We start from the raw sequence: 16003 nt of genomic DNA, 5'->3' as shown, positions 1-16003 counted from the left end.
GGTCAGTTGAAAATCTGTCACTGACCCACCGCCATCGCAGGCAAGCCAGCTCCCACAGGTGAGGTGTGGTGTTATCAAACAGGCAAAAAAACGCCCCGAACCAGTCGGGGCGTCAGATCAAGCGGCAGTGCGGTTAGGTCTTCCGTGGGGCCGCACTGGCCGTTTACTCGCGACTTAGTGGAACTGCTCTTCTTCGGTCGAGCCGGTCAGCGCGGTCACGGACGAGGTGCCGCCCTGGATCACGGTGGTCATGTCGTCGAAGTAGCCGGTGCCCACTTCCTGCTGGTGCGCCACAAAGGTGTAACCCTTGGCGGCGTCAGCGAACTCTTGCTCCTGCAGTTTCACGTAGGCGGTCATGTCGTTACGGGCATAGTCGTGCGCCAGGTTGAACATGCTGTGCCACATGTTGTGAATGCCAGCCAGGGTGATGAACTGGTGCTTGTAGCCCATGGCCGACAGTTCGCGCTGGAACTTGGCGATGGTCGCGTCGTCCAGGTTCTTCTTCCAGTTGAAAGAAGGCGAGCAGTTGTAGGACAGCAGTTGGTCCGGGTATTCCTTCTTGATCGCTTCGGCGAAACGACGCGCTTCGTCCAGGTCCGGCTTGGCGGTTTCGCACCAGATCAGGTCGGCGTAAGGCGCGTAGGCCAGGCCACGGGCGATCGCCTGGTCGAGACCGGCGCGCACTTTATAGAAGCCTTCCTGGGTGCGTTCGCCCGTTACGAACGGCTGGTCGTACGGGTCGCAGTCGGAGGTCAGCAAGTCTGCCGCGTTGGCGTCGGTACGCGCCAGGATGATGGTCGGCGTGCCGGCAACGTCAGCGGCCAAGCGTGCTGCGGTCAGCTTTTGTACGGCTTCCTGGGTTGGAACCAGTACCTTGCCGCCCATGTGGCCGCATTTTTTCACCGACGCCAGTTGGTCTTCGAAGTGCACGCCGGCAGCGCCTGCCTCGATCATGCTCTTCATCAGTTCGTAGGCGTTGAGTACGCCGCCGAAACCCGCTTCGGCGTCAGCCACGATGGGTGCGAAGTAGTCGATGTAGCCTTCGTCGCCCGGACCTTTACCGGCTTTCCACTGGATCTGGTCGGCGCGGCGGAACGAGTTGTTGATGCGCTTGACCACGGTCGGCACGGAGTCCACCGGGTACAGCGATTGGTCGGGGTACATGGATTCAGCGGAGTTGTTGTCCGCTGCCACTTGCCAGCCGGACAGGTAGATCGCCTGGATACCGGCTTTTACCTGTTGAACTGCCTGGCCGCCAGTGAGGGCGCCCATGCAGTTGACGAAATCTTTTTCGGGGCGGAAGGACGGCTTGGCACCCTGGGTGACCAGCTTCCACAGCTTCTCGGCGCCGAGTTTTGCAAAGGTGTGCTCAGGTTGAACCGAGCCACGCAGGCGGACGACGTCAGCAGCGGAATAAGCGCGGGTTACGCCTTTCCAGCGTGGGTTTTCAGCCCAATCTTTTTCAAGGGCTGCAATTTGCTGTTCGCGTGTCAGTGCCATGGGGAAAAACCTCGTCGCGTCTTGTTTGGAAAAACATCCGTTTTGCCAGCCGTGCATTCAATGCGTGGGCAGGGCTGCTCGCTGACCAGAAGCTTAGGCGGTCAAGTCGGGTTTGGCGGGGAAGGCGACGGGATAAACGCAGTGCGAGAGGGCGAGTTGAGCAGGTAAGGGCAAACTGCGAACAGTCTTCGGGCATCGTGGGCCTTGGTACGATCCATCAGTGTGTAGCCGGGTTACCTGGTTAGCTTCCGTCCCTCGGGACAACTTCGTTCCAGTCGCAACCAACGTCAAACACACCTTGTGGGCGGTACAGACACGAATCGGCTCAGGTGGGTAGCTTAGAGCGGCGATCCGAAGGCCCTTGCCAGGGCCTCTGATTAGCGGGAGCGAGGCCATCATGCACAGGCTTTTTTGGCTCGTCAAATGTTTTGTAGTGCTATTTTTCAGGCACTACATCTTTAGTCTAATGCGACTCGCCAGTCAGTTTTTGGTGCTTTAGTTCAGGGTGTCGACCTTGACCCGCAAAGTCAGGTCATCACGGCCCTGGGTAGAGTAGCTGCGGGTTGTAGAGGATTTATCGGCCTGGGTCTCGCGATTGATACCCGCCAGCGGGATCCATTCGCCCAGGCGGCCACTGACCGTTGTGTCGGTACTTTGAATATTCACTACATCGGGACGTTCCTGGCTCATGCGGTCACGGTTGGTACTGATAGCCAGGTGTACGGTCTCGCCAGTGACACTGGCAGTCACGTAAAAGCCCTGGGTGACGTTGCGGTACTGGGTCTGGTTCTGCGGGCGGCCGTAGGCGTCAGGCTGCGTGGTGGTCAGTGGCACGCTCTGGCCGACCTGAATCAGTGCGGGCACGCCTTCACTGGCCTGGATCTGCTGGATGCCGCCGTCGCGGCTGGCAGTGCCGTAGCTGATGATGCGGGTTTGGCTGTCACCGCTGTTCTGCTGGTTGTTTTCGTTGCTGTCGACGGTGATCAACAGGCGCTTGGCGGGTGTGTCCAGTTGCGTGAGCAGGGCGCGCAGGTCCTGGATCTTGCCGGGGTCCGCTTTAACAATAAGCTGGTTGCCATAGGCGCTGACGGTGCCGTCCTTGCCGATAAAGTTCTGCGCGACGGGCAGCAGGTCGGCGCTGGTGCGGTTGCTCAGGTTGACGACTTCGGTGTCGGCCATGGCGCAGGCGCTGGCAGTGAGGAGCAGGGCGGTGAGCAGGGTGCGTAGGGACATGTCCGTTATCTCTGCGAGTCAATTAGGCTTGATAGTGCCAGTTTGTCGGCCTGGCGGGTCGCAAGTTGAATCGTAGACGGCAAAATGCCCTGGCAGGCAGGGCATTTTGGGTGTTGCTGATGGCGCTATCGCAGGCAAGCCAGCTCCCACATTTGGAATGCATTCCCCTGTGGGAGCTGGCTTGCCTGCGATAAGGGCGACTCGATCTCGAATCAGCCCTCGCGCACCATATCAACGTGCGGAATCCCGACTTCCAGGAATTCGTCACTGACGATCTTGAAACCCAGCCGCTCATAAAACGGCGCCGCATACACCTGCGCACTCAGGAACTGCCTGGTCTGGCCACGTTTTTCGGCCTCGCCGATCACCGTTTCCATCAGCTTGTCGCCGACCTTCAGTCCGCGCCAGTCCTTGAGTACCGACACGCGACCAATCTCGCCGCTGGGCAGCAGGCGAGCGGTGCCAATCGGAAAATCGCCTTCGAATGCAAGAAAGTGCATTGCGTCGGCGTCATCCGCATCCCATTCCAGCTCTGGTGGAACCGATTGTTCAGCGATAAACACCGCCTCACGAATGCGCCGAATCTCAGCGATATCCTTTTGCCAGTCCGCGACACTTACGTGAATCTTATTCATCGGCAAATCCCAGGCTTCCTTGCTTGACCAGTTCGCACAGCAGGTCACGACCGTCTTCGTCGGCCAGCCAGGTGCCGAGGTTTTCGCTGTGCAGGGCGTCGGCCGAGCAGACCAGTTTCAACAGTTCGCGCAGTTTGCCTGGCAGATAACGGCTCTGGCCGCTGGCAAACAGCAGTACGTCATCGTCCACTTCCGACCACGCCATGCGCGCGCTCGGGTTGCGCACCAGAATCGCGCCGTTTTCCAGGCTGCTGATAAAGTCTTCTTCGCCCAATTCTTCACCGGCGACCAGTTCCGGGTAGCGCGGCTCGGTCATGAACTGGCCGAACCAGGTCAGCAGCATGCGCTCGTCGCTCATGTGCTCGGCCAACAGACCTTTGAGGCGGTCGAGTGCATCCGCCTGAATCTGGTGCGGGTCGCTGACTGGTTGGGCGTCGGCGTCCGTGTAGCGCTCTTCATCGGTCAGGTACTGGCTGAGGAAGTCGGTGAAGTGGGTCAGCACTTCGGCGGCGCTCGGTGCGCGGAAGCCCACCGAATAGGTCATGCAGTCATCTTCGGCGATGCCGAAGTGCGCCAGACGCGGCGGCAGGTAAAGCATGTCGCCCGGTTCCAGCACCCATTCTTCGCTCTGTTCGAATTCTGCGAGGATGCGCAGGTCGGCGTGCTGCAGCAGCGGGCTTTCGGAATTGCACATCTGGCCGATTTTCCAGTTGCGCTTGCCTTGGGCCTGCAGCAGGAACACGTCGTAGTTGTCGAAGTGCGGGCCAACACTGCCGCCGGGTGCGGCGAAGCTGATCATCACATCGTCGATGCGCCAGCTGGGCAAAAAGCGGAAGTGCCCGAGCAATTCGGCAACTTCGGGTACGAACTGGTCGACTGCCTGCACCAGCAGGGTCCACTCACGCTCTGGCAATGTGCTGAACGCATCTTCGGCGAACGGCCCGCGGCGCAGTTCCCATGGGCGCTCGCCGTGTTCGATTACCAGGCGCGATTCAACTTCTTCTTCCAGGGCCAGGCCGGCCAGTTCGTCGGCGTCAATCGGGCTTTCGAAATCAGGGATGGCCTGACGGATCAGCAGCGGTTTTTTCTGCCAGTAGTCGCGCAGGAATTCGCGTGCCGTGATGCCGCCCAGAAGTTGAAGAGGAATATCAGGATTCATGTGTAACCTATTGAAAAAAAGCGCTTTTAAGACAGGAATAAAAACGCCCGGCGCGGCCGGGCGTCTCAAGAGGGCTTGCGCTAAATCAGATGCGCTTGGCTTGGGCCACCGCATTGCCGATGTAGTTGGCCGGGGTGAGCAATTTCAGCTCGGCCTTGGCGGCGGCTGGCATGTCCAGGCCGTCGATGAAAGTTTGCAGCGCCTCAGGGCTGATGCCCTTGCCGCGCGTCAACTCTTTCAGCTTCTCGTACGGGTTTTCGATGTTGTAGCGGCGCATTACGGTCTGGATCGGCTCGGCCAGCACTTCCCAGCACGCATCCAGGTCAGCGGCGATCTTCTGCGCGTTGAGCTCAAGCTTGCTGATGCCTTTGAGGCTGGCTTCGTAGGCGATCACGCTGTGGGCAAAGCCCACGCCGAGGTTACGCAGTACGGTGGAGTCGGTCAGGTCGCGCTGCCAGCGCGAGATCGGCAACTTGCTGGCCAAGTGCTGGAACAGGGCGTTGGCGATGCCGAGGTTGCCTTCGGAGTTTTCGAAGTCGATCGGGTTGACCTTGTGCGGCATGGTCGACGAACCGATCTCGCCGGCGATGGTGCGCTGCTTGAAGTAGCCCAGGGAGATGTAGCCCCAGATATCGCGATCGAAGTCGATCAGGATGGTGTTGAAGCGCGCAATGGCGTCGAACAGTTCGGCGATGTAGTCGTGCGGTTCGATCTGCGTGGTGTAGGGGTTGAAGCCCAGGCCCAGCTCGTCTTCGATGAAGGCGCGGGCATTTTCTTCCCAGTCGATTTCCGGGTAGGCCGACAGGTGGGCGTTGTAGTTGCCCACGGCGCCGTTGATCTTGCCCAGCAGCGGCACGGCGGCGACTTGAGCGATCTGGCGCTCCAGGCGATACACCACGTTGGCCAGTTCTTTGCCCAAAGTGGTCGGCGAAGCTGGTTGGCCGTGGGTGCGCGACAGCATCGGCACGTCGGCGAAACGGATGGCCAGTTCGCGGATGGCGTCAGCGGTCTGGCGCATCAGCGGCAGCATCACGTCATCACGGCCTTCGCGCAGCATCAGGGCGTGGGACAGGTTGTTGATGTCCTCGCTGGTGCAGGCAAAGTGGATGAACTCGCTGACCTTGGCCAGTTCCGGCAGCTTGGCCGCTTGCTCTTTGAGCAGGTATTCGATGGCTTTAACGTCGTGGTTGGTGGTGCGCTCGATCTCTTTCACACGCTCGGCGTGCTCCAGGGAGAAGTTTTCCGCCAGGGTGTTCAATACAGCGTTGGCTTCGGCGGAAAACGCCGGCACTTCGCTGATGGCAGGGTGAGCGGCCAGGCGCTGGAGCCAGCGCACTTCAACCAGAACACGAGCACGGATCAGACCGTATTCGCTGAAAATAGGGCGCAGGGCCTGGGTTTTGCCGGCGTAGCGGCCGTCAACAGGGGAAACCGCAGTGAGCGAAGAGAGCTGCATGGGGTGTTCTCGGACAGTCGGGCAACGAAATGGGGCGCGTATCATACATGAAAAAATCCGCCGGTCCGTCGCCAACTGACCGGCGTATTACGCGTGAGGCTATAAAAAACGGGTCGCTGCGACTTATTCGTTGCGCATCAACGGGTAAAGCTCTTTGAGCAATTTGCGTCGGCTGATCACCAACTGCCAGCGATGACCGCCCAACTGGCGCCACAACCGCGCCGAACGAATGCCGGCCAGGAGCAGGGCGCGGATTTTCGAGGCGTTGTTCGGTTGTTGCAGGTTGCGCATGTCGCCGTGCACCTGGATGCGTTGGCGCAAGGTGCTCAACGTGTCCTGGTACAGCGCGCCACAGGCGGCAATCACGTTTTCGTGGGCCGGGCCGAAGTGCTCCACCTGGGACTGAATCTGCGGCAGGCGTTTGCCGATGGTTTCGAGCAGGTCGTCACGCTTGGCCAGTTGCCGTTCAAGTCCGAGCATCGACAGCGCATAGCGCAACGGCTCACGTTGCAAGGTGCTTGGGTCGCGCTCCAGGGCGCCGATCAGCGCGCGGTAGCCTTCGCGTAGCGCCAGATCATCACCGCCGTAGACTTCCAGTGTGTCCTTGGGGTCGCGAATCAGCAGGCTGCCGAGCATGCAGGTCAGGCCTGCCTCGGTCACCTGGCCGGTCTTGGCAATCTTGTCGACCAGCACCGCGGCGAGGAAAACTCCGCCGAGCGCCGTCAATTGCTCCTGGGTCGGGCTCATGCCGGGTTGCTCCAGGCTTCGGCGACTTCAATCACGCCGCCACCCAGGCAGATTTCACCGTCATAGAACACCACCGATTGGCCGGGCGTGACCGCGCGTTGCGGGTCATCGAACGTGGCGCGGTAGCCGCTGGCGGTTTTTTCCAGGGTGCAGGGCTGGTCGCTTTGGCGATAGCGCACTTTGGCGGTCAGGCGGCGTGGCGTGCTCAGGTCGATCGGGTTGACCCAATAGATTTCCGAGGCCAGCAGCGCGCCCGAGAACAGTAGCGGGTGCTCGTTGCCCTGGCCGACGACCAGCACGTTGTTTTCCAGGTCCTTGACCAGCACGTACCAGGGTTCTTCACCGGCGTCTTTAAGGCCGCCGATGCCCAGCCCCTGACGCTGGCCAATGGTGTGGTACATCAAGCCATGGTGACGGCCGATCACTTCACCGTCGGTGGTTTTGATCTCGCCAGGTTGTGCCGGCAGGTATTGCTTGAGGAAGTCGCTGAAGCGGCGCTCGCCGATAAAGCAGATCCCGGTGGAATCCTTCTTCTTGGCGGTAGCCAGGCCGTGTTTTTCGGCGATCTTGCGCACTTCGGGTTTTTCCAGCTCGCCGACCGGGAACAGGGTCTTGGCGATCTGTTCACCGCCCACGGCGTGCAGGAAGTAGCTCTGGTCCTTGTTCGGGTCCAGGCCTTTGAGCAGTTCGGTACGGCCATCGATATCGCGACGGCGCACGTAATGGCCAGTGGCAATCAGGTCGGCGCCGAGGATCATGGCGTAGTCGAGGAACGCCTTGAACTTGATTTCGCGGTTACACAGGATGTCCGGGTTCGGCGTACGGCCGGCCTTGTATTCGGCCAGGAAGTGCTCGAACACATTGTCCCAGTACTCGGCGGCGAAATTGGCGGTGTGCAGCTTGATGCCGATCTTGTCGCACACGGCCTGGGCGTCGGCCAGGTCGTCCATGGCGGTGCAATATTCCGTTCCATCGTCTTCTTCCCAGTTCTTCATGAACAGGCCTTCCACCTCATAACCCTGCTCCATGAGCAGAACGGCGGAAACGGAAGAATCCACGCCGCCGGACATGCCGACGATGACGCGCTTCTTTTGTGTGTCAGAAGGGGCTGGATCACGCATAGGGTTTCAACGGGTGTCTTGAAAAAGGACGCGATTCTAACAGGCTCACGCCCGCAAGGCTAAAGAGAAGGGCGGATCAATTCGAGGCTATGGCGCTGGCCGGCCAGATAATCATCGATACAGCGGATGATCAGCTCACTGCGCCAGTCGTCGCGCAGGGCCATCAGCTCCTCACGGGTCAGCCAGCGGGCGCGGACGATGCCTTCATCGAGCTGGTAGTCGGGGTGATGTTTCAAGGCCTTGGCGGTAAAACACACGCGCTGATAAGTCACGCCATTGCTGGGAGCGGTGTACAGGTAGATGCCGACAATGCCGGTGGCCTCGACGTCCCAGCCGGTTTCTTCGAGGGTTTCACGCACGGCAGCTTCGGTGAGGGTTTCATGCGGGTCCAGATGGCCGGCCGGCTGGTTGAGCACGGCGCGGCCGCCCTTGAGTTCCTCGACCATCAGGAAGCGGCCGTTGTCTTCGACGAGGGTGGCGACGGTGATGTGGGGTTGCCAGGTCATAGGTGCCTCAATGTGTAGTGACTGAAGAAACTCGTTCAGTGTGGGAGCTGGCTTGCCTGCGATAGCAGTCTGTCAGTTGACCCAGATGCAGCTGAACCACCGCTATCGCAGGCAAGCCAGCTCCCACATTTGATCGGGGTTGTTCAATGAAATCGGGGGCACAAACAGAAACCCCGGCACGGGGCCGGGGCTTCTTTGCATCCTTACAACCTTACTTCAACTTGGCAATGGCCGCGTTGAGGGTGTTGCTTGGGCGCATGGCTTTGCTGGTCAGCTCCGGGTTCGGCGCGTAGTAGCCGCCGATGTCCACTGGCTTGCCCTGTACGGCGTTCAGCTCGGCAACGATGGTTGCCTCGTTGTCGGCCAGGGTTTTGGCCAGTTCGCCAAACTGCGCTTGCAGTGCAGCATCTTCAGTCTGTGCGGCCAGGGCTTGAGCCCAGTACAGCGCCAGGTAGAAGTGGCTGCCGCGGTTGTCGATGTTGCCGACTTTGCGCGATGGCGACTTGTTGTTGTCCAGGAACTGGCCAGTGGCCTGGTCCAGGGTCTTGGACAGCACCAGGGCTTTCGGGTTGTTGTAGGTGACACCCAAATGCTCAAGGGACGCGGCCAGGGCCAGGAACTCGCCCAGGGAATCCCAGCGCAGGAAGTTCTCTTCAACCAGTTGCTGCACGTGCTTTGGAGCCGAACCGCCGGCGCCGGTTTCGAACAGGCCGCCGCCGTTCATCAGCGGCACGATCGACAGCATCTTGGCACTGGTGCCCAGTTCCATGATCGGGAACAGGTCGGTCAGGTAGTCACGCAGAACGTTACCGGTCACCGAGATGGTGTCCAGGCCCTTGCGGGTGCGCTCCAGGGTGAACTTCATCGCGTCGACCGGCGACATGATGCGGATGTCCAGGCCTTCGGTGTTGTGGTCTTTCAGGTAAGCCTGAACTTTCTCGACCACCACGCCATCGTGGGCACGCTTAGGGTCCAGCCAGAAAATGGCCGGGGTGTTGCTGGCGCGAGCACGGTTGACGGCCAGTTTGACCCAGTCCTGGATCGGCGCGTCTTTGGTCTGGCACATGCGGAAGATGTCGCCGGCTTCGACAGCCTGTTCCATCAGCAGGTTGCCCTTGCTGTCGGTGACGCGGACCACGCCGTCAGCCTTGATCTGGAAGGTCTTGTCGTGGGAACCGTACTCTTCGGCTTTTTTCGCCATCAGGCCAACGTTCGGCACGCTGCCCATGGTGGTTGGGTCGAAGGCGCCATTGGCCTTGCAGTCTTCGATCACTGCCTGGTAGATGGTGGCGTAGCAGCGATCCGGGATCACGGCCTTGGTGTCGTGCAGTTGGCCGTCGGTGCCCCACATTTTGCCTGAGTCACGGATCATGGCAGGCATCGAGGCGTCGACGATAACGTCGCTCGGCACGTGCAGGTTGGTAATGCCTTTGTCCGAGTTGACCATGGCCAGGGACGGACGAGCGGCGTACACCGCCTGGATGTCGGCTTCGATCTGCGCTTGCTGATCGGCCGGCAGGGCCTTGATGCGGGCGTACAGGTCGCCGATGCCGTTGTTCAGGTTAAAGCCGATCTGCTCCAGCACGACAGCGTGCTTGGCCAGTGCGTCTTTATAGAACTCGGCAACGATCTGGCCGAACATGATCGGGTCGGAGACCTTCATCATGGTGGCTTTCAAGTGGACCGACAGCAGTACGCCTTGTTTCTTGGCGTCTTCGATTTCAGCGGCGATGAAGCTGCGCAGGGCATTCTTGCTCAGCACGGCGGTGTCGATGATCTCGCCAGCCTGCAAGCTGGTTTTTTCTTTCAGGACGGTAGCGGTACCGTCCTTGGCGATCAGTTCGATCTTGACGGCGTCAGCCGCTTCGATCTGTACGGCTTTCTCGCTGCCGTAGAAGTCGCCGTTGCTCATGTGGGCCACGTGGGACTTGGAGTCCGCAGCCCAGGCGCCCATTTTATGCGGGTGCTTGCGCGCGTAGTTCTTGACCGACGGCGGTGCGCGGCGGTCGGAGTTGCCTTCGCGCAGTACCGGGTTCACGGCGCTGCCCTTGACCTTGTCGTAACGTGCGCGGGTTTCTTTTTCCGCGTCGGTGGTTACGGTTTCCGGGTAGTCCGGCAGGGCGTAGCCCTGGGCCTGCAGTTCCTTGATCGCCGCTTGCAGCTGCGGGGTCGAAGCACTGATGTTAGGCAGCTTGATGATGTTGGCTTCAGGCGTAACGGCCAGGTCGCCCAGTTCGGCGAGGTGGTCCGGGATAGCCTTGGTGCCCAGTTGCTCGGGGAAGCTTGCGAGGATGCGCGCGGCCAGGGAAATGTCGCGGGTTTCCACGGCAATATCAGCGGAAGCGGTGAAGGCCTCTACGATAGGCAGCAGTGAATAGGTGGCGAGGGCTGGGGCTTCGTCGGTGAAGGTGTAGATGATCTTCGAGCGGGTGGGCATATTCGGATTAACTCTCTTCTTTGCTGAAAGCGTGCGCAGAAACTCGAGATGCGCCGGGTGGAGCGCGTTCGTTCAAAGTCATCCATGAGCGAAATGTCGAGGTTTCTTCGCGGTGATGTTGGGTTGCATCAGTCGAGCGTCAAGCGGGTGGACTATTGTATTAGTCCTGCTTTGTAGCGTAAGGCTTTGTTCTAGAGCGGTCCGCCGTCGTGACTCTTTGGTCAGCGGCGGCATTATACATAGGTCGCTATGCTTACGCCGAGCCTTCATACAAAAGGTGTGTCGTCCATTGGTCTAAAGGTCGCAGGGCCCAGACTGCGACCAAAGTCGCACGATGTGCTCAAGATTGGCGATTTTGTCTTTGCTTTCAGGCTTGTAGGCGACAAATTATGCTGTTTTCGATGCAAATGAGCATGGCGTGAGGTTTCAGTCGCCATTTATCTGGAGTAGGCTCGAACGCAGCCAGATGTTCAATCCATAGATGGAGTTCAGCATGGGATACAAGAAGATTCAGGTTCCGGCAGTCGGCGACAAAATCACCGTCAATGCAGACCATTCTCTCAATGTTCCTGACCAACCGATCATCCCTTATATAGAAGGCGACGGTATTGGCGTCGACATCAGCCCGGTGATGATCAAGGTGGTCGACGCAGCTGTTGAAAAGGCCTACGGCGGAAAACGCAAAATCTCCTGGATGGAGGTGTATGCCGGCGAGAAGGCGACTCAAGTCTACGACCAGGACACCTGGCTGCCCCAGGAAACCCTGGATGCGGTCAAGGATTACGTGGTTTCCATCAAAGGCCCGCTGACCACGCCGGTTGGCGGCGGCATCCGTTCGCTGAACGTGGCCCTGCGTCAGCAGCTCGATTTATATGTGTGCCTGCGCCCGGTGCGCTGGTTTGAAGGCGTGCCCAGCCCGGTCAAGAAGCCTGGCGACGTCGATATGACCATCTTCCGTGAAAACTCCGAAGACATTTACGCCGGTATCGAGTGGAAGGCTGGTTCGCCGGAAGCCATCAAGGTGATCAAGTTCCTCAAGGAAGAAATGGGCGTTACCAAGATCCGTTTCGACCAGGACTGCGGCATTGGCATCAAGCCGGTTTCCAAGGAAGGCACCGAGCGCCTGGCGCGCAAAGCCCTGCAATATGTAGTGGATAATGATCGTGATTCGCTGACCATTGTGCACAAAGGCAACATCATGAAGTTCACCGAGGGTGCCTTCAAAGAGTGGGCCTACGGTATTGCCGAAAAAGAATTTGGCGCGACCCTGCTCGACGGCGGCCCGTGGATGCAGTTCAAAAACCCGAAGACCGGCAAGAATGTGGTGGTCAAGGACGCGATTGCCGATGCCATGCTCCAGCAGATTCTACTGCGCCCGGCGGAATATGATGTGATCGCCACGCTTAACCTCAACGGTGACTACCTGTCTGACGCGCTGGCGGCGGAAGTGGGTGGTATTGGTATTGCGCCGGGGGCCAATCTCTCCGACACCGTGGCAATGTTCGAGGCCACCCACGGTACTGCGCCTAAATATGCCGGCAAGGATCAGGTCAACCCGGGTTCGCTGATCTTGTCGGCGGAAATGATGCTGCGGCACATGGGCTGGACTGAGGCGGCGGATTTGATCATCAAAGGCACCAATGGCGCGATTTCGGCGAAGACCGTGACCTATGACTTTGAGCGTTTGATGGATGGCGCGAAGCTGGTGTCGTCGTCAGGGTTTGGTGATGCGTTGATTGCGCATATGTAAAGCGCTGCTGTAAAAAAGCCGGCCATTCTGATGACTCAGAATGGCCGGCTTTTTTGTGTCGTATTGCTTAAGGCGTTATCAGGCCGTTTGTTTCTTTTTTGATGGGGTGGCCTGACTTGTCCTGGGCTTTGTTTCGTGCGTTTCGTCGTGGATTGTTCCCGATGTAACTGCGCAGGCTGCACAAATTTCGACGGCGTGCAGCCCTTTCGGCCCTTGAATGATTAAAAACTCCACAGGCTGGCCCGCTTTTAGGGTCTTGTACCCATCCATGGTAATCGCTGAATAATGCGCGAAGAGGTCTTCTCCGGATTTTCCATCTGCGTTGATGAACCCATATCCCTTGGCGTTGTTAAACCATTTGACCTTGCCACTGACCTTGACGCCAGACATAACCATATCCCTCTGCACCAGACTCCATCACTGGAGTATCATCCAGTTTATCCGTCCTAACCCGAATAAATAAGGTTGACTGCGCGGACCTTTTTTACCCACTGTGGGTTCTATTGGTTGTAACACCGTTTCGCCGATAGTCAAGGCGACCAACCGGTCAGTAGTTGAAAATCTGACAGGTCGCCCCCACCACTGTATTTGAACCACTGACGAACCTTTCTTTCCATGCATGCAAACAGCCAGATTCGACTAACATTCAATCAGGATCGCCCGGATCAGGAACACGATGACGACGGTTCTGCAGGCATTGCTGTCCAGGAGGCGAAGCCTGCTCTTCAGGCGCCGCCGATGTACAAGGTGGTTTTGTTTAATGATGACTACACACCGATGGATTTCGTCGTCGAAGTGCTCGAGGTGTTTTTTAACCTGAACCGCGAGCTGGCGACCAAGGTAATGCTGGCCGTTCACACAGAAGGACGGGCAGTATGTGGAGTGTTTACCCGTGACATCGCCGAGACAAAGGCCATGCAGGTCAACCAGTACGCCAGGGAAAGCCAGCATCCGCTACTCTGTGAAATCGAGAAGGACGGTTAACGCCGACCACTTGGGTATGAGGTGAAGCTATGTTAAACCGCGAGCTCGAAGTCACCCTCAATCTTGCCTTCAAGGAGGCTCGTTCGAAGCGTCATGAGTTCATGACCGTCGAGCACCTGCTGCTGGCACTTTTGGATAACGAAGCTGCCGCCACCGTTCTGCGTGCGTGCGGCGCCAACCTCGACAAACTCAAGCATGACCTGCAGGAGTTCATCGACTCCACCACGCCACTGATCCCCGTGCATGACGAGGACCGTGAGACCCAGCCAACCCTGGGCTTCCAGCGGGTATTGCAGCGTGCTGTCTTCCACGTACAGAGCTCCGGTAAGCGTGAGGTCACGGGCGCCAATGTGCTTGTGGCGATTTTCAGCGAACAGGAAAGCCAGGCAGTGTTCCTGCTCAAGCAGCAGAGCGTTGCCCGTATTGATGTCGTCAACTACATCGCCCACGGTATCTCCAAAGTGCCAGGGCACGGCGATCATTCCGAGGGTGAGCAGGATATGCAGGACGACGAGGGCGGTGAGTCTTCTTCTTCGGGCAATCCACTGGATGCCTATGCCAGCAACCTTAACGAACTGGCGCGCCAGGGGCGGATTGATCCGCTGGTGGGGCGTGAGCTTGAGGTTGAGCGTGTAGCGCAGATCCTCGCGCGTCGTCGCAAGAACAATCCGTTGCTGGTGGGTGAGGCCGGCGTGGGTAAAACCGCAATTGCCGAAGGCCTGGCCAAGCGCATCGTTGATAACCAGGTGCCTGATCTGCTGGCCAACAGCGTCGTCTACTCCCTTGATCTTGGCGCATTGCTCGCCGGGACCAAGTACCGTGGCGATTTCGAGAAGCGCTTCAAGGCGCTGCTCGGCGAGCTGAAAAAACGCCCGCAGGCGATTCTGTTTATCGATGAAATCCACACCATCATTGGCGCCGGCGCGGCGTCCGGTGGGGTGATGGACGCCTCCAACCTGCTCAAGCCGTTGTTGTCGTCGGGTGATATCCGCTGCATTGGCTCGACCACGTTCCAGGAATTTCGCGGGATTTTCGAAAAAGACCGTGCCCTGGCGCGTCGTTTCCAGAAGGTCGACGTCTCCGAGCCTTCGGTTGAAGACACCATCGGCATCCTGCGCGGCCTCAAGGGACGCTTCGAGGCGCATCACGGCATCGAGTACACCGATGAAGCCCTGCGCGCTGCTGCTGAGCTGGCGTCGCGCTACATCAATGACCGGCATATGCCGGACAAGGCCATCGATGTGATCGACGAGGCGGGTGCCTACCAGCGCCTGCAGCCGGTCGAGAAGCGTGTGAAGCGCATCGACGTGCCTCAAGTCGAGGACATCGTGGCCAAGATCGCACGTATTCCACCCAAGCACGTCAACAGTTCCGACAAGGAACTGCTGCGTAACCTGGAGCGCGACCTCAAGCTCACGGTGTTCGGCCAGGATGCCGCTATCGACGCGCTGTCCACCGCAATCAAGCTCTCGCGTGCAGGCCTCAAGTCGCCGGACAAACCGGTCGGATCGTTCCTGTTCGCAGGCCCGACCGGCGTCGGCAAGACCGAAGCAGCGCGGCAATTGGCCAAGGCCATGGGTATTGAGCTGGTGCGTTTCGACATGTCCGAATACATGGAGCGCCACACCGTGTCGCGCCTGATCGGCGCGCCTCCGGGCTATGTCGGGTTCGACCAGGGCGGCCTGCTGACCGAAGCCATCACCAAGCAGCCACACTGCGTGTTGTTACTCGATGAAATCGAGAAGGCTCACCCGGAAGTCTTCAACCTGCTGCTGCAGGTCATGGACCACGGTACCCTGACCGACAACAACGGGCGCAAGGCGGACTTCCGCAACGTCATCGTGATCATGACCACCAACGCCGGTGCCGAGACTGCTGCGCGAGCCTCTATTGGCTTTACGCATCAGGATCACTCGTCCGATGCGATGGAAGTGATCAAGAAGAGCTTCACGCCGGAGTTCCGCAACCGTCTGGACACCATTATCCAGTTTGGTCGCCTCAGCCATGAGGTCATCAAAAGCGTGGTGGACAAGTTCCTTACCGAGCTTCAAGCGCAGTTGGAAGACAAGCGCGTGCAGCTTGACGTAACGGACGCGGCGCGCAACTGGCTGGCCCAGGGTGGCTACGACTCGGCAATGGGCGCTCGTCCAATGGCGCGTCTGATCCAGGACAAGATCAAGCGGCCACTGGCCGAAGAGATCCTGTTTGGCGAGCTTTCCGACCATGGTGGCGTGGTGCACATCGACCTGAAGGATGGCGAGCTGACCTTCGAGTTCGAAACCACCGCCGAAATGGCCTGATAGCTGATCGCAACACAGTAAAAAGGCGCCCAAGGGCGCCTTTTTGCTGTCTTGAATACGCTGGAGATCTACTGTGGGGGCTGGCTTGCCTGCGATAGCGGTGGGTCAGCTGAAGAATATTTTCCTGATAGACCGCCATCGCAGGCAAGCCAGCTCCCACAGGGATTTGTGGTGT

13 protein-coding genes are annotated in these 16003 nt (G+C 59.0%); 3 read left to right on the top strand and 10 right to left on the bottom strand.

Annotated elements, in window-relative coordinates:
- Window positions 1-174: 174 nt before the first annotated feature.
- The 9 genes from aceA to HBO23_RS25615 form a co-directional block, all read right to left on the bottom strand.
- Window positions 175-1500: an isocitrate lyase gene (gene aceA, locus HBO23_RS25655; protein ID WP_003219577.1), complete on the bottom strand. Its 1326-nt coding sequence runs from the start codon at window positions 1498-1500 to the stop codon at window positions 175-177.
- A gap of 495 nt (window positions 1501-1995) precedes the next feature.
- Window positions 1996-2733, bottom strand: a complete 738-nt coding sequence (locus HBO23_RS25650) for a secretin N-terminal domain-containing protein (RefSeq protein ID WP_138453639.1) — start codon at window positions 2731-2733, stop codon at window positions 1996-1998.
- Between the two features lie 212 nt (window positions 2734-2945).
- Window positions 2946-3368 carry a GNAT family N-acetyltransferase gene (locus HBO23_RS25645; RefSeq protein ID WP_017137513.1) on the bottom strand — a complete coding sequence of 141 codons (423 nt, stop codon included), beginning with the start codon at window positions 3366-3368 and terminating at the stop codon, window positions 2946-2948.
- Window positions 3361-4527 carry a cupin domain-containing protein gene (locus tag HBO23_RS25640; RefSeq protein ID WP_017137512.1) on the bottom strand — a complete coding sequence of 389 codons (1167 nt, stop codon included), beginning with the start codon at window positions 4525-4527 and terminating at the stop codon, window positions 3361-3363. Before HBO23_RS25640 ends, HBO23_RS25645 begins: the two co-directional genes overlap by 8 nt.
- A gap of 85 nt (window positions 4528-4612) precedes the next feature.
- Window positions 4613-5983: an adenylosuccinate lyase gene (gene purB / locus HBO23_RS25635; protein ID WP_170040222.1), complete on the bottom strand. Its 1371-nt coding sequence runs from the start codon at window positions 5981-5983 to the stop codon at window positions 4613-4615.
- Between the two features lie 123 nt (window positions 5984-6106).
- Window positions 6107-6730, bottom strand: a complete 624-nt coding sequence (gene hflD / locus HBO23_RS25630; protein WP_017137510.1) for a high frequency lysogenization protein HflD — start codon at window positions 6728-6730, stop codon at window positions 6107-6109.
- Window positions 6727-7851 (bottom strand): tRNA 2-thiouridine(34) synthase MnmA, encoded by a 1125-nt coding sequence (gene mnmA / locus HBO23_RS25625; protein ID WP_017137509.1) that lies wholly within the window; start codon window positions 7849-7851, stop codon window positions 6727-6729. Before mnmA ends, hflD begins: the two co-directional genes overlap by 4 nt.
- A gap of 59 nt (window positions 7852-7910) precedes the next feature.
- Entirely contained in the window at window positions 7911-8357 is a 447-nt protein-coding gene (locus HBO23_RS25620) for an NUDIX hydrolase (RefSeq protein WP_169988258.1), read from the bottom strand.
- Window positions 8358-8568: 211 nt separating this feature from the next.
- Window positions 8569-10794 carry an NADP-dependent isocitrate dehydrogenase gene (locus HBO23_RS25615; protein ID WP_170040220.1) on the bottom strand — a complete coding sequence of 742 codons (2226 nt, stop codon included), beginning with the start codon at window positions 10792-10794 and terminating at the stop codon, window positions 8569-8571.
- A gap of 493 nt (window positions 10795-11287) precedes the next feature.
- Here HBO23_RS25615 and icd point away from each other — a divergent pair, with 493 nt between their 5' ends.
- Entirely contained in the window at window positions 11288-12544 is a 1257-nt protein-coding gene (icd, locus tag HBO23_RS25610) for an NADP-dependent isocitrate dehydrogenase (RefSeq protein WP_017137506.1), read from the top strand.
- Between the two features lie 78 nt (window positions 12545-12622).
- Here icd and HBO23_RS25605 read toward each other — a convergent pair whose 3' ends face one another.
- Complete coding sequence (locus HBO23_RS25605) at window positions 12623-12934, bottom strand: cold shock domain-containing protein (RefSeq protein WP_099548040.1); 312 nt, start codon at window positions 12932-12934, stop codon at window positions 12623-12625.
- 225 nt (window positions 12935-13159) lie between these two features.
- Here HBO23_RS25605 and clpS point away from each other — a divergent pair, with 225 nt between their 5' ends.
- Window positions 13160-13528, top strand: coding sequence for an ATP-dependent Clp protease adapter ClpS (gene clpS, locus HBO23_RS25600; protein ID WP_005789091.1), 369 nt, complete (start codon window positions 13160-13162; stop codon window positions 13526-13528).
- A gap of 29 nt (window positions 13529-13557) precedes the next feature.
- Complete coding sequence (clpA, locus tag HBO23_RS25595) at window positions 13558-15828, top strand: ATP-dependent Clp protease ATP-binding subunit ClpA (protein ID WP_053256828.1); 2271 nt, start codon at window positions 13558-13560, stop codon at window positions 15826-15828.
- Window positions 15829-16003 lie beyond the last annotated feature (175 nt).

The organism is Pseudomonas sp. WS 5532 (assembly GCF_012985445.1).
Taxonomy (GTDB): Bacteria; Pseudomonadota; Gammaproteobacteria; order Pseudomonadales; family Pseudomonadaceae; genus Aquipseudomonas; species Aquipseudomonas edaphica.
Note: the sequence above shows the minus strand (reverse complement) of the source record. Positions and strands in the feature narration are given on the sequence as shown.